The sequence below is a fragment of the Leuconostoc sp. DB-1 genome, from assembly GCF_013414845.1.
Taxonomy (GTDB): domain Bacteria; phylum Bacillota; class Bacilli; order Lactobacillales; family Lactobacillaceae; genus Leuconostoc; species Leuconostoc mesenteroides.
This window is the reverse complement of record NZ_JABFNJ010000001.1, coordinates 1,583,183-1,602,573: the sequence shown is the minus strand read 5'-3', so window position 1 is coordinate 1,602,573 and position 19,391 is coordinate 1,583,183. Positions and strand designations below refer to the sequence as shown.

The 19,391-nt window shown below is 39.3% G+C and carries 19 protein-coding genes and 3 tRNA genes; 18 read left to right on the top strand and 4 right to left on the bottom strand.

The features are described from left to right. Nucleotides 1–96: 96 nt before the first annotated feature. From gpmA to HFP47_RS07815, 13 genes are all read left to right on the top strand, one after another. Nucleotides 97–810: a 2,3-diphosphoglycerate-dependent phosphoglycerate mutase gene (gpmA, locus tag HFP47_RS07875; protein ID WP_096638731.1), complete on the top strand. Its 714-nt coding sequence runs from the start codon at nucleotides 97–99 to the stop codon at nucleotides 808–810. A 126-nt stretch (nucleotides 811–936) separates the two neighbouring features. After that, nucleotides 937–2,208, top strand: a complete 1,272-nt coding sequence (locus tag HFP47_RS07870; RefSeq protein WP_011680437.1) for a uracil-xanthine permease family protein — start codon at nucleotides 937–939, stop codon at nucleotides 2,206–2,208. Nucleotides 2,209–2,564: 356 nt separating this feature from the next. Next, nucleotides 2,565–3,290 carry a F0F1 ATP synthase subunit A gene (atpB, locus tag HFP47_RS07865; RefSeq protein ID WP_002815631.1) on the top strand — a complete coding sequence of 242 codons (726 nt, stop codon included), beginning with the start codon at nucleotides 2,565–2,567 and terminating at the stop codon, nucleotides 3,288–3,290. A gap of 172 nt (nucleotides 3,291–3,462) precedes the next feature. Continuing rightward, nucleotides 3,463–3,690: a F0F1 ATP synthase subunit C gene (atpE, locus tag HFP47_RS07860; protein WP_002815630.1), complete on the top strand. Its 228-nt coding sequence runs from the start codon at nucleotides 3,463–3,465 to the stop codon at nucleotides 3,688–3,690. Nucleotides 3,691–3,716: 26 nt separating this feature from the next. Then, nucleotides 3,717–4,220 carry a F0F1 ATP synthase subunit B gene (atpF, locus tag HFP47_RS07855; RefSeq protein ID WP_011680436.1) on the top strand — a complete coding sequence of 168 codons (504 nt, stop codon included), beginning with the start codon at nucleotides 3,717–3,719 and terminating at the stop codon, nucleotides 4,218–4,220. Nucleotides 4,221–4,231: 11 nt separating this feature from the next. Then, nucleotides 4,232–4,774 carry an ATP synthase F1 subunit delta gene (gene atpH, locus HFP47_RS07850; protein ID WP_011680435.1) on the top strand — a complete coding sequence of 181 codons (543 nt, stop codon included), beginning with the start codon at nucleotides 4,232–4,234 and terminating at the stop codon, nucleotides 4,772–4,774. A gap of 12 nt (nucleotides 4,775–4,786) precedes the next feature. Then, on the top strand, nucleotides 4,787–6,304 hold the full coding sequence (atpA, locus tag HFP47_RS07845; protein WP_002815626.1) for a F0F1 ATP synthase subunit alpha: 1,518 nt from the start codon (nucleotides 4,787–4,789) through the stop codon (nucleotides 6,302–6,304). A 14-nt stretch (nucleotides 6,305–6,318) separates the two neighbouring features. Continuing rightward, entirely contained in the window at nucleotides 6,319–7,227 is a 909-nt protein-coding gene (locus HFP47_RS07840; protein ID WP_011680434.1) for a F0F1 ATP synthase subunit gamma, read from the top strand. A gap of 162 nt (nucleotides 7,228–7,389) precedes the next feature. Next, a complete protein-coding gene (gene atpD / locus HFP47_RS07835) occupies nucleotides 7,390–8,790 on the top strand; it encodes a F0F1 ATP synthase subunit beta (protein WP_002815624.1) in 1,401 nt (466 codons plus the stop codon). Nucleotides 8,791–8,804: 14 nt separating this feature from the next. Next, a complete protein-coding gene (locus HFP47_RS07830) occupies nucleotides 8,805–9,251 on the top strand; it encodes a F0F1 ATP synthase subunit epsilon (RefSeq protein WP_011680433.1) in 447 nt (148 codons plus the stop codon). A gap of 370 nt (nucleotides 9,252–9,621) precedes the next feature. Further along, entirely contained in the window at nucleotides 9,622–10,260 is a 639-nt protein-coding gene (locus tag HFP47_RS07825) for a LysM domain-containing protein (RefSeq protein WP_011680432.1), read from the top strand. Nucleotides 10,261–10,320: 60 nt separating this feature from the next. After that, a complete protein-coding gene (locus tag HFP47_RS07820; protein ID WP_050884380.1) occupies nucleotides 10,321–11,565 on the top strand; it encodes an NADH-dependent flavin oxidoreductase in 1,245 nt (414 codons plus the stop codon). 55 nt (nucleotides 11,566–11,620) lie between these two features. After that, nucleotides 11,621–11,692: transfer RNA gene (locus HFP47_RS07815), tRNA-Glu, on the top strand. A gap of 72 nt (nucleotides 11,693–11,764) precedes the next feature. Here the strand turns inward: HFP47_RS07815 and proC are convergent. From proC to HFP47_RS07800, 3 genes are all read right to left on the bottom strand, one after another. Beyond that, complete coding sequence (gene proC, locus HFP47_RS07810) at nucleotides 11,765–12,532, bottom strand: pyrroline-5-carboxylate reductase (RefSeq protein WP_115231334.1); 768 nt, start codon at nucleotides 12,530–12,532, stop codon at nucleotides 11,765–11,767. A 56-nt stretch (nucleotides 12,533–12,588) separates the two neighbouring features. Further along, nucleotides 12,589–13,986 carry an MDR family MFS transporter gene (locus HFP47_RS07805; RefSeq protein ID WP_011680429.1) on the bottom strand — a complete coding sequence of 466 codons (1,398 nt, stop codon included), beginning with the start codon at nucleotides 13,984–13,986 and terminating at the stop codon, nucleotides 12,589–12,591. An 84-nt stretch (nucleotides 13,987–14,070) separates the two neighbouring features. Then, a complete protein-coding gene (locus HFP47_RS07800) occupies nucleotides 14,071–14,214 on the bottom strand; it encodes a hypothetical protein (protein WP_002815612.1) in 144 nt (47 codons plus the stop codon). Between the two features lie 88 nt (nucleotides 14,215–14,302). On the opposite strand from HFP47_RS07800, the gene mutY reads away from it, so the two are divergent. The 4 genes from mutY (at nucleotide 14,303) to HFP47_RS07780 (ending at nucleotide 16,744) form a co-directional block, all read left to right on the top strand. Beyond that, nucleotides 14,303–15,331 carry an A/G-specific adenine glycosylase gene (gene mutY, locus HFP47_RS07795; RefSeq protein WP_179876296.1) on the top strand — a complete coding sequence of 343 codons (1,029 nt, stop codon included), beginning with the start codon at nucleotides 14,303–14,305 and terminating at the stop codon, nucleotides 15,329–15,331. After that, nucleotides 15,315–16,424 (top strand): AI-2E family transporter, encoded by a 1,110-nt coding sequence (locus HFP47_RS07790; protein WP_060461517.1) that lies wholly within the window; start codon nucleotides 15,315–15,317, stop codon nucleotides 16,422–16,424. The genes mutY and HFP47_RS07790 overlap by 17 nt, the downstream gene beginning before the upstream one ends. Nucleotides 16,425–16,514: 90 nt before the next feature. Beyond that, nucleotides 16,515–16,596: transfer RNA gene (locus HFP47_RS07785), tRNA-Leu, on the top strand. Nucleotides 16,597–16,671: 75 nt separating this feature from the next. After that, nucleotides 16,672–16,744 (top strand) — tRNA-Thr (locus HFP47_RS07780). A gap of 29 nt (nucleotides 16,745–16,773) precedes the next feature. On the opposite strand, the gene hflX is transcribed toward HFP47_RS07780, so the two are convergent. Then, nucleotides 16,774–18,075, bottom strand: a complete 1,302-nt coding sequence (gene hflX, locus HFP47_RS07775) for a GTPase HflX (RefSeq protein ID WP_042250651.1) — start codon at nucleotides 18,073–18,075, stop codon at nucleotides 16,774–16,776. Nucleotides 18,076–18,368: 293 nt separating this feature from the next. Here hflX and trpS point away from each other — a divergent pair, with 293 nt between their 5' ends. Continuing rightward, complete coding sequence (trpS, locus tag HFP47_RS07770; protein WP_002815607.1) at nucleotides 18,369–19,388, top strand: tryptophan--tRNA ligase; 1,020 nt, start codon at nucleotides 18,369–18,371, stop codon at nucleotides 19,386–19,388. Nucleotides 19,389–19,391: the final 3 nt, after the last annotated feature.

Genomic DNA, 19,391 nt, shown 5'->3' with positions numbered 1-19,391 from the left:
ACACACAACTTATATAAGTTGTGTGTTTTTTTGTGTCACCAAAACGTGGTATAATATAGTCGTTAAATTAAACACAAACTAAGGAGTTTAGCACACATGGCTAAGTTAGTATTAATCCGTCACGGTCAAAGTGAATGGAATGCATTAAACTTGTTTAATGGTTGGATTGACACAAAGTTGTCTGAAAAAGGTATTGCCCAAGCCAAAGAAGCTGGCGATCTTTTGGCTGCTGAAGGTATTCAATTTGACCAAGCATATACGTCAGTTTTGACGCGTGCAATCCAAACATTGCACATGGCTTTAGAAGAAGCAGGACAATTGTTTATTCCAGAAGCAAAGTCATGGCGTTTGAATGAACGTCATTATGGCGCATTGCAAGGTCAAAACAAAGCCGAAGCTGCTGAAAAGTGGGGTGACGAGCAAGTTCACATCTGGCGTCGTTCATACGACGTTTTGCCACCATTGTTGGACTCATATGATGAAACAATGACAGTACAAGGTAATACTTACCCAGCATTTGATCGTCGTTACGCCGATGTACCTGAAGGTGAATTGCCATTGGGTGAAAACTTGAAAATTACTTTGGAACGTGTATTGCCTTTCTGGGAATCAGACATTTCAAAAGATTTAAAAGCTGGTAAAAACGTGGTTATTGCTGCTCACGGTAACTCATTGCGTGCCTTGGTTAAGCACTTGGAAAACATCTCAGATGACGACATTTTGAATGTTGAAATTGCTAACGGACAACCATTGGTATATGATTTGGCTGATGATTTGTCAGTCGTATCAAAAAAGACATTAACTAAGTAATTTAATTCATAAAAGATATGCTGTTTCATAGATTGAGTAGTGTGTCTTTTTTTATGCAATCTTTCGACATTATTTTGGAATTTTGTTTATAATAAAATAAGTATATTCTGCAGGAGAGACCCCCTTATGTCAAAAAATCAAAATAATGCGATTTATGATTTACATGATAAGCCACCCTTTTTTACATGGTTAGGTTTATCATTGCAACATCTGTTTTCTATGTTCGGCGCTACTGTTTTAGTGCCATTACTCGTTGGCCTCAATCCTGGAGTAGCCCTGTTTACCTCAGGAGTCGGTACACTGCTTCATTTACTGATTACACGTGGTAAAGTACCAGCTTACATGGGTTCAAGCTTTGCTTTCATTATTCCCATGACGTCCTTGCTGAAGACAGTTGGTTATCCAGCCGTAGCGCAAGGAATTATCTCTGTTGGGCTAGTATATTTGGTTGTTGCTTTCATTGTAACTTTTACTGGCACTGCTTGGATTGAGCATATTTTCCCAGCTGAGGTCGTGGGACCTATCATCATGGTAATTGGCTTGAGTCTAGCTGGTTCTGCTGCTTCCTCAGCGACTACCATGAATGGACATTATGATATTCGTGTGTTTACGGTCGCGTTGGTTACGTTGCTGGCAACGATTGCTTTTAATATGTTCTTAAGGGGATTTTTAGGACTATTGCCAGTGCTACTTGGAATTATCTTTGGTTATATTGTGGCTTTAATCACTGGTCTAGTAGATTTAAGCCCTGTGGCTTCTGCCCATTGGTTCCAATTACCTAATTTTGAGACGTTCATTGGTAAAGATGGTTTCGTCTTTTATCCAGCGGCTGTACTGAGCATGGCACCATTAGCTTTAGTTACGCTGTCTGAGCATCTAGGACATTTGATGGTTTTGTCAAAAATCACTGGGACTGATTTTTTTGAAAATCCAGGTTTGAAACGTACCTTAACGGGGGATGGTACGGCTTCTGTTGTTGCTGGATTGATTGGTGGACCAGCGGTAACATCTTACGGTGAAAACATTGGCGTTATGCAATTGAGCCGTGTTTATTCAGTTTGGGTCATTGGTGGAGCAGCCTTTTTTGCGGTCGTTTTTAGTTTTGTTGGTAAGCTATCAGCTTTGATTTCGACGATCCCTGGCGCTGTTACGGGTGGTGTTGGCTTTATGTTGTACGGTGTCATTGCGGCTGCAGGGTTGCAAGTTATCGTTGACAATAAGGTTGATTATAGTAAGAAACGTAATTTAATGATTGCAGCACCTATTATGGTTGTCGGTATTGGAAACTTTCATTTACAATTAAGCACACAAGTTGATTTTTCTGGTGTTGCCATTGCTACTATTTTGGGCATTGTATTGAATTTGGTGTTGCCAAAAGTGGCTGCAAGTGAAAAGTAAATCATAGAGAGCGGAATTTGTTAAAAATTCGGTTCTTTTTTATTAATGATTAGACAGTCAATAAACATTGGTCTGAAATTTACTATTCTATAAAAATGTTAAAGTTTGTGATACGAACAGAAATTGTAAACGTATACATTTAAAATAATGTAAAAATCCTGATAAACGTTATTATTCTTATATTTAGGTCGGAAGAACTTAACTAACAACGTTTCTCTTAAGGAAAACAAAAGTTTGTGAAAAACATCGCGGTAAACAGTTGAATTTCAAAATGAAAGGCGTATCATATATTTTATGTTATGACGAATAGCCGATTTCGACCATTTCGCCAAATTATATGAGAAAGGAGAAGGCGCATGGATGACCCAACGGCAACGTTTAAGTTTCTTGGTCTAACCTTTGATTGGACAACGATTATTTCAACGTTGCTGGCTATGGCAATTGTTATCATTGTCTCAATTGTGTTAACCCGCAAACTTAGTGTAAAGCCTAACAAACGGCAAAACGCAATCGAATATTTGTTAGATTTCACCAACGGTATCGTGAATGGACAGCTAACAAAGAAGCAAGCGCGCCAGTTTGGTTTGTTCGCATTTACATTGTTTTTCTTTGTAATTGTGTCAAACGAAATGGGCTTGCTAATACAGTTTAAGCTTGGCGATGGTGTGACTTATATTAAGTCACCAACTGCTGATCCGATTGTAACAATGACGCTTGCAATTATGTCGTTGATGGTTGCTCACGGTATGGGCGTTCAAGAACTTGGTTTTAAGGGCTATATTAAGAACATGTTCTTCACCCCATATTCATGGATGCTTCCGTTGAATATTATTGAACAATTAGCCAATTTCTTGACGTTGTCACTGCGTTTGTTTGGTAACATCTTCGCTGGTGAAATGTTACTAACGCTCGTGGCTAACAGTTTGGCCTGGCCTGGGCACTTTAATGGGCTCTGGTCAGTGCTGGCATTGCCGATTGAAATGGTCTGGCAAGGCTTTTCACTCTTCATCGGTGGTATTCAGGCATATGTGTTTGTCATTTTGACAGGTGTATTCATCTCACAGTTGTCGGGTAACGAGTAAGAGTGTTATTGCAAAGCAAATGAGATTTGTGTTACAGAGGCACTGTGTAAATAATGATTCTATAATACGAGTTGGTTTGCTTATAAAACGCGAGAGCGTATCATCTAAAATAGTATAAATGCGCACGCTTGAAATAGTTCTTGTGTGTGCGCTACGAATAAGGAGAAATCTAATGGATTTGCACAATCTTGGTGTAATCGCAGCAGGTCTTGCAGCTGCTGGAGCCGCCGTTGGTGGTGGTATTGGTAACGGTGTTTTGATTTCACAGTTCTTGGCAGGCATGAGCCGTCAACCAGAACTTGAAGGTCGTTTGTTGTCACGTATGTTCTTGGGTGTTGCGTTGGTCGAAGTTATGCCAATTTTGTCAATTGTCTTCGCCTTCATGTTGATGGGCAAGTAATCACACAATAGTAGCGGAGGAAAATCATGTTGGGAATAACAACATTGGCAGCACTTCCACTTGGAAATATGCTGTTTATTATCATCGCCTTCCTCTTGTTGATGCTCATTTTGAAGAAGGTGGCCTACGGACCATTGACAAAAGTTCTTGATGAACGTGCTGATAAAATTTCTTCTGACATTGACGGTGCTGAAGTAGCTCGTCAAGAGGCAGAGAAATTAGCATCACAACGTCAAGCTGAATTGGCTGAAACACGTCAAAATGCCACAAAAGTGGTTAATGATGCAAAAGCTAGCGCTCAAAAGCAAAGTGACCTAATCGTCTCTGCAGCTAACGATCGCGCAGCTTCTGTCAGCCAACAAGCGCAGACAGATGCACAAAAGCTCAAGGAAGACGCAATTTCTGGTGCAAAAAACGATGTTGCAGCCCTTTCGGTGGCAATCGCTTCAAAGTTAATGCAAAAAGAACTATCGTTAAATGATCAACAAGCATTAATTGATGCTTACATTTCAGATTTAGAAACTAAATAAGGAGTATTGGGATGGCAAAGAATATTAAAGATATTGCTAACCAATACGCCAAAGCAATTTTTGAACTTGCTGGCGAACAAGATAATGTTGATGAGGTTTTGACGGATTTACGCACAATTAAAACAGTGCTTGATGAAAACCAAAATTTCATAACTATTGCTTCATCAGCGGACGTTGCTATTGCTTCACGTGATGATCTGTTAAAAACATTAACAGGTAACAGCACTGACTCAGTTAAAAATTTGGTTAAGCTGTTACAGGTTAACAATCGTTTGAACATTTTATCAATTGTAGTTGATGAATTTGTCAGCCAATATAATGAAGTAAATGGCATCGTGGATGTGCAAGCAACTACGGCTGTTGCACTAGACGATGGACGTTTAGATAAATTAGCTTCTGTCTTTGCATCAAAAACAGGTGCACAGCAAGTTAATATTGAAAACGTAGTTGATGAAAGCATCCTTGGTGGTGTTATCTTGCAGTCACAATCAACTTTAATTGATGGTAGCTTGCAAACAAAAATTGCCAAAATGAAGGCACAATTATTAGGTTAGTGAGGAAGAATAATGGCTATTCAAGCTGAAGAAATTTCTGCTTTAATTAAGCAACAGCTCGAAAAGTTCGACACAACGCTAACTGTAGAAGAAGTGGGAACTGTCACTTATGTTGGTGATGGTGTGGCCCGTGCAACTGGCTTGGCAAATGCCTTAGCTGGTGAACTTGTCGAATTTGCTAATGGCACTTACGGCATGGCCCAAAACCTCGAATCGAGCGAAGTTGGAATTATCATTCTTGGTGGTTTTGACGATATTCGCGAAGGTGACACAGTAAAGCGTACTGGCCGCATCATGGAAGTGCCAGTTGGCGAACAATTAATCGGACGCGTTGTTAACGCCTTGGGTCAACCAATTGATGGATTGGGTGAAATCAAGACAGATAAGACACGCCCTGTAGAAGTAAAAGCACCTGGTGTTATGGAACGTAAATCCGTTTCCGAACCATTACAGACAGGTATTAAAGCAATCGATGCGCTTGTTCCAATTGGACGTGGACAACGTGAGTTAATCATTGGTGACCGTAAGACAGGTAAAACTTCTTTGGCCATCGATACAATTTTGAATCAAAAAGATCAAAACATGATCGTTATCTATGTTGCCATTGGCCAAAAGAATTCAACTGTGCGTGCACAAGTTGAAACCTTACGTCAAATGGGCGCTATGGACTATACAATTGTTGTTAATGCTGGTCCTTCCGAACCAGCACCAATGTTGTATTTGGCACCTTATGTTGGTGCAGCCATGGGTGAAGAATTCATGTATAATGGCAAGCACGTTTTGATCGTGTATGATGATTTATCAAAGCAAGCCACGGCTTACCGTGAGCTGTCATTGATTCTTCGTCGTCCACCAGGACGTGAAGCTTATCCTGGTGACGTTTTCTACTTGCACTCACGTTTACTAGAGCGTGCGGCTAAGTTGAGCGATGAATTAGGTGGCGGTTCAATGACTGCTTTGCCATTTATCGAAACGCAGGCCGGTGATGTTTCTGCGTATATTCCAACAAACGTAATTTCTATTACTGATGGTCAAGTGTTCTTAGATGCTGATCAATTCTATGCTGGTGTCCGTCCTGCCATTGACGCTGGAACTTCTGTTTCACGTGTTGGTGGTGATGCGCAGATTAAGGCTATGAAGAAGGTTGCTGGTACATTACGTTTGGATCTGGCTTCTTTCCGTGAATTAGAAAGTTTCGCGCAGTTTGGTTCTGACTTGGATTCAGCAACCCAAGCAAAGCTTGCTCGTGGACGTCGTACTGTTGAAATTTTGAAGCAGCCATTGAACAAACCAATGCCCGTACAACATCAAGTTGTTGTATTATATGCATTGACACATGGTTACTTGGATGATGTTGAAGTAGCAGATATTCAACGTTTCCAAGATGAATTGATTGCATATGTTGATGCAAATGCTTCAGAATTATTCAAAGCAATTGTTGAAACAAAGAACTTACCTGAAGAGGCTGATTTGAATGCAGCAATCGAAGCCTTTAAGGCTGGATTTGCTGGATCTGAATCAGCAGAATAAAAGGAGGCGCTGTTATGGCTTCTTTGCAAGATATTCAGCGTCGTATTTCATCCACTAAAAAAACACGTCAAATTACGAGTGCCATGCAAATGGTCTCAACGGCAAAATTAAGTCAAATTCAAAAATACAGTGCAGGGTATGGATCTTATGCAGCTCGTTTAGAGGCAGTTGTTGAACATTTAGTTTCAGCTCACCTCTTTGATAATGCAGATGCTGATCATATTCCATTGATTGCACAACGTCCAATTAAAAAAACTGGTATTCTGGTGGTCACATCAGATCGTGGGTTAGTTGGATCATACAATGCAAATGTTATTAAACAAACCAATGTTTTAATGCAAAATCTGAATTTGGATACAAGCAATACAACGATTTTGGCTGTCGGTGGTAATGGAGCTGATTTTTATAAGAAACGTGGGTTTGAGGTTATTTTAGAACACCGCGGTGTGTCAGATGTTCCAACATTTAATGAAATTCGTTCGGTTGTTAAAACGGTGACAAGTCTATATGAAAATGAAGTGTTTGACGCACTTCATGTGGTTTATAACCATTTCGTGAACCGTTTGACTAGTGAATACAGGGACGTGCAATTATTGCCGTTAACTGGGGACACTCTGAATGCAATGGGTGGAACGGAAGAACAAAAAGCTGAACTTAATGTTCAAGCAACTTATGAAATCGAACCGGATACAACAGCAGTATTGAACGTTGTTTTGCCACAGTTTGCGCAAAGTTTAGTGTATGAAGCAGTGCTTGATGCAAAAACGGCTGAACACGCTGCTTCATCTACAGCGATGAAGGGTGCAACTGATAATGCGAAAGATCTTATTGGTCGTTTAGAATTACAGTTCAACCGTGCACGTCAAGCAGCAATTACGACTGAAATTACTGAAATTACTGGTGGTATGGCGGCTTTGGAATAAGCTAATTAATGCCATTCAATCTATATTAAAAATACGCACATTTATTTGTGTAGGAATGTATTTGGTATAACATAATAAAGGAATCAAAACCAATGGCTACTTTGGCATTGGTCGGTTCAGTTCATGTATAGCCTTATACTTAAAAACTGAAAGGAAACGACAATGAGTACTGGAAAAGTCGTACAAGTGATTGGTCCGGTCGTCGATATTGCGTTTGAAGCAGGGCAACAAGTTCCTGATATCAACAATGCCCTTGTAATTGATAAGGGTAATGGGCAATCATTGACAGTTGAAGTATCTTTGGCTTTGGGTGACGGCGTTGTCCGCACGATTGCCATGGACTCAACAGACGGGCTCCAACGAGGCATGGGAGTAGTTGACACTGGTAATCCTATTGAGGTTCCAGTTGGTGAAGCTACACTTGGTCGTGTCTTCAACGTATTGGGTGAACCTGTAGATAATAATGGTGCAATTGCTTCTGATGTTCGTCGTAGCTCAATTCATCGTGATGCACCAAAGTATGATGAGTTGACAAGCTCGACAGAGATATTGGAAACAGGTATTAAAGTTATTGATTTGCTTGCTCCATATGTTCGTGGTGGAAAAATTGGTTTGTTTGGTGGTGCCGGTGTTGGTAAGACAGTTCTGATTCAAGAATTAATTCACAACATTGCGCAAGGCCACAACGGTATTTCGGTCTTTACTGGTGTCGGGGAACGTACCCGTGAAGGTAATGACATGTACCATGAAATGGAAGAATCAGGCGTTTTGAAACAAACTGCCATGGTTTATGGTCAAATGAACGAACCACCAGGTGCACGTATGCGTGTTGCCTTAACAGGTTTGACAATGGCTGAAAACTTCCGTGATAATGAAGGTAAGGATGTGTTGTTGTTTATCGATAACATTTTCCGTTTCACTCAGGCTGGTTCTGAAGTGTCAGCTTTGTTGGGACGTATTCCATCAGCCGTTGGTTATCAGCCAACATTGGCAACAGAAATGGGCCAATTGCAGGAACGAATTACTTCAACTAAGAAGGGTTCAGTTACTTCAATTCAAGCCGTTTATGTGCCTGCCGATGATTATACTGATCCAGCGCCTGCTACAACATTCGCGCATTTGGATGCAACAACTAACTTGGAACGTGCATTGACACAACAAGGTATCTACCCAGCCGTTGATCCTTTGGCATCAACTTCTTCTGCTTTGGATCCACAAATTGTTGGTCAAGAACATTATGAAGTTGCTACTGAAGTACAACGTACACTGCAACGTTATCGTGAATTGCAAGATATCATTTCAATTCTGGGTATGGATGAATTGTCAGATGAAGAGAAGACGACTGTTAACCGTGCACGTCGTATTCAATTCTTCTTGTCACAACCATTTTCAGTTGCCGAAACGTTTACTGGTATCAATGGTGAATATGTACCAGTTGCTGAAACTGTACGTTCATTCAAGGAAATTTTGGATGGTAAATATGATGATTTGCCAGAAGATGCATTCCGTAACGTTGGTGCTATTGAGCAGGTTGTTGAAAAAGCCAAGACAATGGCCCAATAAGGGGGTATTGACATATGGCAGATGAAACAACAACTGCAACAAAAGGCATTACTGTTCAAATCGTGACACCAGCGGGTGAAGTTTACAATGAAAGTGGTATTGATATCGCTGTTGTAAACACTCAAGGTGGTCAAGTGGGTATCATGGCAAAGCACGTACCGATATTAGCAGCTCTAACAATTGATGAGTTAATCGTCAAGCGCGGTGATGATAAGGAATCATTGGCTGTTAATGGTGGTATTGCTGAGTTTTCAAATGATACTTTGACAGTTGTAGCCGATAGTGCTGAAACTTCGGATGTGATTGATGTGTCACGTGCTGAAAGCGCCAAGGAGCGTGCGGAAGCACGTTTGGCACATGCACAAGATGATCATAATGACGCTGAATTACGTCGCGCACGAATTGCCTTAATGCGTGCGGTGAACCGTATTCACGTTGCTGCTCTGAAATCGGGCCGCTAAATAAAAAGAATTTAAACCCTCGAAATAATTGTTTCGAGGGTTTTTATAATGAAAAAATGATTGAATATCGATAATAAGTCCTAGTTCAAAGTAAGATATAATGACATTTTTAGGCTAAAAACTACATTTTAGTGCAATTAAAAAAGACAGAAAACATCTATATTAAGCAGATAACCAAATATTAAGATTGTTATAAGACAAGGTGATAGTAGAGTGTATAGTAAATAATAGTATGTAATATTCTTGATATGTTCCAGACGTTTGTCTATTATATTCAACGACTAAACTAATACTCGTAAGTTAATTACATGGATGTGCCAATTCTGGTGTATCTAAATCAGAACAGACAACTTTAGGAGTACAAATATATATGTTTAATATTAAGAAGACTTTGACAATCGCTGCCGGTGTTGCCGGTGCCTTAGCGTTCGGAGGAGCCCATGCAAGTGCCGATACAACAGATTATGTTGTTCAATCAGGTGACACATTAAATAAAATTTCAGCAAAGTACAACGTTTCAGTTGACAAAATTGCTGCTCAAAACAACATTTCAAATGTTAACTGGATCGTTACAGGACAACATTTGAGTTTTGCCACAGATGACACAACTTCAACACAAACAGCTTCAACAACAACAGCTGCTGCTGATACTTCATCAACAACACAAGCAGCCTCAACAACATCTTCAACTGATAACACAGCTTCAACTTCAACACAAACAGCTTCAACAACAACAGCTGCTACTAGCTCAACAACAACGTCATCATCTTCATCATCAGAAACAGCTGCTTTGAATGCACTGATTGCACGTGAATCAAGTGGAAATGTTAATGCTACTAACGGTCAATACTATGGCTTGGGTCAATTATCTGCACAAGCACGTTCTATTTACGGTGGTAACACTGCCGACTACAATGATCAATTGAATGCTATGAAGGCATATATTGCAGCACGTTATGGTACTGCTGTTAACGCTTTGGCACATTCAAATTCTACTGGTTGGTATTAAAATTTAGTTTTATAAAAAAGAAAATCGCCATTTGGCGTTTTTTTTCGTTATAATAAATTTATGCAAATAAATTACGATTTTTTAGACTCATATACATTTAAAAATAAACCAATAACAGTTCGAAACCATGTAGTTATGGCGCCAACTACGCTAAAAAGCTCTCTGGAAGATGGCAGTGTGTCAGATAATGAACTGAAATATTATCAAATGCGCTCAAATGGTCCGGGAATGATTATTGTTGAGGCAGCATACGTTAATGAACTCGGAAAAGGCTGGGAAGGTGGCCTTTCAGCTGCTGATGACGATAAGATTGAGGGACTGTCAAGGTTAGCTAGTGCAATTCATTCTGGTGGTGCTAAGGCTATTTTGCAGTTATTTGCATCTGGTCGTCAATCAAACCAAACAATTTTGCGTGGTGAACAAATTGTTTCAGCTTCTGCTCAGCCTTACCCTCACGGTAGCCATGAAACGCCTCGTGAGCTTAAACATGAGGAAATTTCGCAAACAATTGAGGATTTTGCAGCAGCAACAAAACGGGCCATATTAGCTGGATTCGATGGTGTTGAGTTGCATGGTGCCAATTTGTATTTATTACAACAGTTTTTTTCACCAGAAAGTAACCGACGCCAAGACATTTGGGGTGGGACTTTAGAAAAAAGAATGCGTTTTGGGTTAGCGGTTACCGCTAAGGTCGGTGATACCATCGATAAGTATGCAGAGCGTCCATTTTTACTGGGCTATAGGCAGTCTCCAGAGGAATCAACTACCCCAGGGATTACATTGGCAGACTCATTAGCTTTTGTACAAAGGTTGGTTACTCTACAGATAGATTATTTACATCTATCACTAAAGGATGCTTTTCAAAAGCCTTTTCGTGACGCAAAAGCCGTCAAACAAATAACGACTTATTATACGGAAGTTTTACCAGATAATGTGCCACTAATGGTAGCAGGACTCATTAAGCAACCGATGCAAGTTGAGTCATTACTCGATGAAGGAGTGACCTTTGCAGCCATGGGTAGAGCGCTGATTGCTGACCCAAATTGGGTTCAGAAAGTAAAATTAAATGATGAAAAGTCTATTAGGTACGCTGTTTCTCCAGCCGATTTTGATCTATTGGGAGTACCCAAGCCACTAAAAAAGTGGTTATTAACTCGTTTTAAAAATGGGTTCCCAGTAACAACTGACATAGAATTCGATCCAAAGACACCTTGGAAATACTATAAAAGTATGCCAACTCAGCCCAGACAACAGATTGATCCGACAAAATTAATGACTTTGAAGAAAAGGGTTGACGATAATTAGTATTCTTGATATACTAATATAGTTGTTTGATTGAAACAAATGACATATTGATCATGGCTCGTTGGTCAAGTGGTTAAGACGCCGCCCTTTCACGGCAGAATCGAGAGTTCGATTCTCTCACGAGCTATCAAAAGTCACAACTTAGGTTGTGGCTTTTTTTGTGTATAAAAAATGCAAATAAAAAGCGTTCTAAGAACGCTTAAGTATGTTTATGATTAACGGTAGCATTGATGGCTGAGTTCACAATAGTATCAAAATCATTCTGTTCAAAATTATCCAATCCAGCACGAGTGGACCCGCCTGGAGAAGCAACGTTGTTCATTAATGTTACTGCATCGCTATTTGATTTTTGTAGGGTTTCAGTTGTACCAGCCACAGTTGAAGCAGCAATGGCGGCTGCACTCTCTCCATCTAATCCGTTGTTGACGCCAGCCTGAGTTAATGCATCGATAAATTTGAGGACAAATGCAGGACCTGAACCCGCGATTGCTGAAAAAATAGCGAAATGTTGTTCATCAAGGACACTAGTAGTACCTAACAAATGCCAGTAATTTTGCACTACTTCAATTTGACCCTCGTTTAAACGCTTTGAAAATGCTAAAGCGGTACTACCTTTACCGATTGCTGAGTTAATATTGGGTAATGAACGAACATTAAAAGCTGTTGGGAACACTTCATCAAGATCCGCAATCGTCACTTGCGCAAGTACTGAAATAACAATTTTACCGTCTAGGTTTAAAGAATTACCCAGCGTACGTAGTTGGTTAGGCAAGAAAGCGATAATGACAATATCACACTTTTTTGCGATTGTTTCTGAGTCGGCTGCTTGGATATGTAAATTTGCTGCCAATTTAGCCGCACTGTGTGGAGAGGAAACATAAATATTTTTGCTATCAATACCTGCGTAAATCAAGCCTTTAATCATCGCAGTAGCCATGTTGCCAGCACCAATGAAACCATAATTCATAGTCGAGACTCCTTTGTGTTTTATAGTTACATTATAGCAAACAATATCTGTTTATTTTATGTGGCGCGTGTTTTAAGTTTTAGTAGGCTAGTTAAACTTGCTGCAACCAACATTAAGAATGCAGCAGTTAAAAAAGTTACTTGTACACCATGCAAATCAACTATTTCAGCACTGAGGTGTGCGTGTTTATGACCATAGTTAAGTGCACTTTTCGTCATAATTGTTACCAAAGCGGCTGTACCAAATGATGCTGCAAGTTGTCTGATTGTAGTAAACATGGCAGATCCATCAGGAATGAGTGTTAAAGGTAACGCATTGAAGGCCTCTGTTTGAATTGGCATCAGGACCAAGACTAGTCCAAGTTGACGGACAAACTGTCCGAGAACAGCGAGCCAAAGTGAAGTTGTTAATGTCAGAGAAGCTAAAATAAAAGTGCCAAACGCTGTAATCATAATACCAACTAATGTTAAGTATTTAGCACCGTAGCGATCATATAAACGACCACTCCACGGTGATAAAAATGCGGTTACTAAGGCACCAGGAAACAACACTAGACCTGATTGAAAAGCCGTGGTACCACGCACATTTTGCATATAGAGGGGTAACATCAGTGCACCACCGTACATAGCAATCATCAAAACAACGTTGATTAAAACAGCAACGTTAAATTGTCTATATTTAAATACGGACATATTTAACAATGGTGTTTTAGTTGTATACTGGTGCCAAATGAATAAACTTGTAACAATAATACCTATTAATACAAATCCCCATACAGTAAACTCATTCCAAGGGGTTGCACCTGCGTTAGAAAATCCGTAAAGTAATGATCCAAGACCAATACTTGACAAAACAACGCCGATAAAATCGAATTTTAACCTCTTTTGTTGCCCAATATTTTGTAGTAAGAAATAAGCCAAGATGAAGTTCGCAATAATTAATGGTGCGACAAGATAAAATAGGAAGCGCCAACTTAAATTAGTAACGACTAATCCCGACAAGCTGGGACCCAAAGCAGGGGCGAAATTAAGCGCCAAACCGATTGTTCCCATTGCAGATCCGCGTTCATTGGGCGAAAACAAGTTCATGACAACGACGTTCATTAAAGGGCCGAATACACCGGCGCCCATTGCTTGAATCATACGCCCGATAATGAGGACATCAAATGTTGGCGCAAATCCAGCAGTTACTGTTCCGACGGCGAATAGTCCAGCGGCGGTCAAGTATAGTGTACGTGTTGTTAGGCGTTGAATCAGAAAAGCTGTTAACGGAACCATCACACCATTGACTAACATGTAGCCATTTGTCATCCATTGACCCAAGTCTGTGGAAATATGAAATTCACGCATGATATCTGGCAAGGCAACATTCATTAATGTTTGATTCAAAAAGCCTAAAAAGGTGCCGATAACTAATATGATTAAGATTGTTTTTTGCTTTTGTGTTATATTCAACAGTATCCTACCTTTCATGGTTTTTATTCATAAAAATGCAAACAAAAAACCAGTATAAATACTGGTTTTAAGTAGTCAATAAAATTACTTTGTAGAAGGTAATTCTTCTGACTTACCTTTTGCCCATTGTTGCAATTTTGCGATAGCAGCTTGACGTTGTTTCTTAGCAGCGCTATGACTAACTTTGCGGGCACGTGCAAATGAGTTAAGTGGCTTCTTTAATACCATGATTGTGCTCCTTTTTTATTCAATGATTTCATACAAATAATAATTATACGGCAAAATCTATACGATTACAAGTGTTACAATATATATTATGGAAACTTGGAATGAACAAACAATTAAAGAATTTCGTAAAACATTGCTCAATTGGTATGATAAAGAAGGGCGAGTGCACTTGCCATGGCGTGTCAATCATGATCCTTATCGCGTTTTAGTTTCGGAAATTATGCTGCAACAGACACGCGTAGATACAGTTATTCCGTATTTTGATCGCTTTATGACATCGTTACCAACGGTTGGTGATTTAGCGACCGCACCAGAGGATGTTGTGCTCAAATTATGGGAGGGTTTAGGCTACTACTCGAGAGCGCGAAACTTACAAAAGGCGGCGCAATTTGTTGTCAATGAATTGCATGGGCAATGGCCAGAGAGTAGTGATGATCTGCAAAGCTTGCCAGGAGTGGGTCCATATACAGCGGCAGCTATTGCGTCAATAAGTTTCAATGAGGTAGTCCCAGCAGTTGATGGCAACCAATATCGTGTTTTTAGTAGATTACTTAAAATTGACGCTGACATTGCTGATACAAAATCACGTAAGATATTTTATGAAATTATTGCGCCAATTGTTGATCCGGAAAGACCAGGGGACTTTAACCAAGCAATTATGGATTTGGGATCAAGTTATATGACAACCAAAAATCCCGATAGCTTGTATTCACCGGTGCGTGAATTTAATGCGGCTTTTCGAGATGGTGTTGAGGATCAATACCCTGTTAAAACCAAGAAACAACGACCAGTAAAACAGTTGTTTATGGCTTCAGTTTTTGAAAAAGATGGTAAATTATTATTTGAAAAACGACCGGATAGCGGTTTGTTGGCTGGATTTTGGACATTTCCACTAACACAAATTGAAAGTATAGAATCAATTACGGGTCAACAGTTAAATATTAAGCCCGTGACACATATTTTTACACATCGTCGATGGGAAATTTGGTTAGTGAAGCAAGAAACAGCTATGTTGAATGATAATCAACAATATTTTAGTTCTGATGAGTGGTCGGCATTAAGCTTACCAAAGGTACAACATAAATTATTGGAGAAATTATATGATACCGAATTCTAAATACAAAAATATATTTTTTTGGACCATTGAATTATTAGCGCTATCGCTCTTAATTTTGATTGTTTCCCGATTTGATTTTCTAATGAAACCAATTTCAGTATTTATTTCCACGGTTTTTGTACCATTGATTGTCGCCGGATTTTTGTACTATGTTTTGAAACCTGTTTTGACACTTTTAAAGAAAATTACAGTTAAAGGGCATAAAATGCCGCATCAACTGGCTGTTATAATTACTTTTGTGTTGTTCCTAGCCGTGATAGCTGGTTCCTTGATTTTATTGATACCAACTCTAGTGGCGGAAATTACTAATTTAATTACTGCATTACCTGAATTTGCACAAAACGTACAGCGCTTTGTAACAGATTCACTACAAAGTAAGTGGTTATCAAATTTAAATTTGTCAATTGATATAGATGAAGTAAAGAGTGCTGTTGGCAAGTACTCGGCTTCTTTTTTAACTATTACGGCAGGTACATTAGGCAGTGCTGTCTCGATGGTTACATCGGTCACGATTAATGTCGTGACTATTCCAGTCGTTTTATTTTATATGCTAAGTGATGGTGATCGCTTGCTACCAGCAATCCAGAAGCTTTTTCCGGTTCGTTTTGCTGATAATGTCAAAGAATTGACACTTAAAATGGATAAAACTATTGAAAGATATATATCGGGGCAAGCTCTTGAAATGTTGTTTGTCGGGATGACCATGGCTGTGGGTTATTTAATTATTGGTGAACCATACGCATGGTTACTGGGTGTGATTGCTGGTATTACTAACATTGTGCCATATATTGGCCCTTGGATTGGGGTTATACCAGCGTTGATTGTTGCCAGTACACAATCATGGAAACAAATGTTGTTGGTAATGATTGTGATGATGGTTGTTCAGCAATTGGATGGAAACTTTATTTATCCAAATGTTATTGGAAAATCATTACAAATTCACCCATTAACAATTATGATTCTTTTGATGGTAGCCGGTAATCTTTGGGGTATTTTTGGCATGATATTGATTGTGCCAATGTATGCAGTTGCTCGAACTGTTGTTAAATTTGCCATTGAAATGCGTCAATTGACTAAGGAATCGTTAGAATAGCAGTTTTTTAACATTTTTTTGATTTAAGTTGTATTACCCTCTTGACTGATTTAGGTTTTTCCAGTAGAATTAAAGGGTTGTGTGATACATGCGGGTGTGGCGGAACTGGCAGACGCGCTGGATTTAGGTTCCAGTGGAGTAATCCGTGCAGGTTCGATTCCTGTCACCCGTATAATATGGCCGCCGCCATATTTATATATTGAGGTATCTGGTATTATTCACTTGTAGTACCTGAGTACTTTAATTTGCCGACCTAGCTCAGTTGATAGAGCACCTCACTAGTAATGAGGGGGTCGCCGGTTTGAGCCCGGCGGTCGGCATAATTACTTTCAAGAAAAAGCATGAATTCCTATGAATTCATGCTTTTTTCTTTCGTAATATATTGTTGAAATAAGTTTCGCTCAACTTCAGATAGCTCAATGGTTAACCAACTACCGGTTTCGTCATATTGTTCTTCTATAAATTTATGTTTTGCCGCTAATTGGGCAACAACATTTCCTTTATCAAAGGGTATATGCAAAGTTACGACTTCGCTGTCGTTAAAAATATGTTTAACAATGAGATCAATCAATGCATCTTGAGAATTGGTATCTAGTGCTGACAAAGTAATCACGTTATCGCCAGAGATGTCCGGATAGTGCAACTCAGTGCGATCAGCTTTGTTATATACTGTAATAACGGGTTTACCAGTAACACCAATCTCAGTTAATGTTTTCTCAGTTGTTTCCATCATAGCTTTATAATGCTCGTCTGAAACATCCACCACGTGCAGTATTAGATCTGCATTTGCCGCTTCTTGTAATGTTGATTTGAAAGCAGCAACTAAGTTATGAGGTAGCTTGGATACGAAACCAACCGTATCACTTAATAAAAACTGTCTTTTATCAGGAAGAGTCAGTTGTCTAACTGTGGTGTTTAGCGTAGCAAATAGCATATCTTTTTCAAACACTTGCTTACTATCATCATTGTCTGCACCAACACCAAAACGCATCAACAAACGATTCATCAAGGTAGACTTTCCAGCGTTTGTGTAGCCAACCAGTGCTACGTTTGGTAAGTTGTTAGCGTGTCGTTGCATTGAACGCGTATTTTCACTTTTATCTAAATCAGCCAGTTCTTGACGAACATGAACCATTTGAGACGTAATACGTTGGCGAGATTGTTCTAGCTTTGTTTCACCAGAACCACGTGAGGTGAAACCTGCGCCACCTGTACCTGTTTGTTGATCTAATGAAATTGACATGCTTGTACGTAAGCGTGGTAATTGATATTGTAAACGTGCTAACTGAACTTGGAGTTTTGCAACTTTAGTCTGGGCTCGTTGTGCGAAAATTTCGAGAATTAAACCAGTACGATCGACAACAGTAGCATCTGTTGTTTTTTCTAGGTTACGAATTTGAGAAGGTGTCAATTCATCGTTGACAACAATCATATCAACGTCATAAGTTTTTACAGCTTCACCTAACTCTTCGACCTTACCTTTACCAAAGTAAGTGCTAGGATTTGGTCGTTCTAGCTTTTGGGTAAAAGTTTCAACGGGTTCAAGATTATTTGCTTTTGCTAGGTTCGCTAGTTCTTCTAATTCGTAGTCTAGGTTTCCCTGATTAGTTGTTAAGCCAACTAAAAATACTTTACGAGGGTTTTCTTGCATAAAAAATGCCTCCAATCAACTTGCGAGACCGGTGGCAGTTTACGTGTTTAGTACGAAAAAGGCAGACCAATCTCAAGAAAAGCGCATAAAAACAATCTATTGCTTTTATTCACCACATCTTAAAAATTGTTCAACAAGTTCTCGTACCTCTTTCTTCTTAATAGTGATAGTGTATAAGTTTTATAGGAAAATGTCAATAATAACGTACTTTGTTTTGTGATAATTTCTTCAACGCTGCTCCTAGATTTAACGTATAATAGAATGAGTTAACTAATTAATAGAAGGTTTTGAACATGTCAAAAGAAATTTATTTAACTGGTGATCGTCCCACTGGTAAACTACATATTGGTCATTATATTGGATCGTTAAAAAACCGTGTGAGCATGCAAAATTCTGGCGATTACTTGCCATTTGTTATGATTGCTGATACACAAGCATTTACAGATAATGCTCGTAATCCGGAAAAAATACGTCAATCATTAACCGAGGTAGCCTTGGACTATTTGGCGGTTGGTATTGACCCAGCTAAGACAACCATTTTTGTACAATCACAAATCAAAGGGTTATTCGAACTTACAGAATACTTTATGAACTTGGTTAGTGTCGCTCGGTTGCAAAGAAATCCAACAGTTAAGTCAGAAATTAAACAAAAAGGCTTTGATGAGGGAATCCCTGCAGGATTTTTGACATATCCAGTATCACAAGCAGCTGATATCGCTATTTTCCGAGCAACAAAGGTGCCAGTAGGGGATGATCAAGAACCTATGCTTGAGCAGACACGTGAATTAGTACGCTCGTTCAATAATGCTTATAAGTCTGATGTCCTAGTTGAACCAGTTGGTGTTTTTCCACCCAAGGGGCAAGGGCGTTTACCAGGTTTAGATGGTAATGCAAAAATGTCCAAGTCATTAAATAACGGCATTTTCTTGAGTGATGATGCGGATACATTGGTGAAAAAGGTTAAGTCAATGTATACAGATCCCTTACATATCAATATTACTGATCCTGGTCATGTTGAAGGTAATGTGGTGTTTACTTACTTAGATATTTTTGATCCGGATAAAAAACGTGTTCAAGAACTAAAAGATCAGTATACTGCTGGTGGCTTAGGTGATATGAAAATAAAAAAGCATTTGATAGATGTCATGGAAGCTGAAATGGCACCAATTCGTCAACGACGCGAAGAATACGCCCAAGATATCCCAGCGGTTTTGAACATGTTGCAAGAAGGCTCAAATAAAGCCAATGTTGTCGCCGAGGAAACAATGAAAGATGTCCGTCACGTGATGGGACTGGATTATTTTAGTAATTAAAAG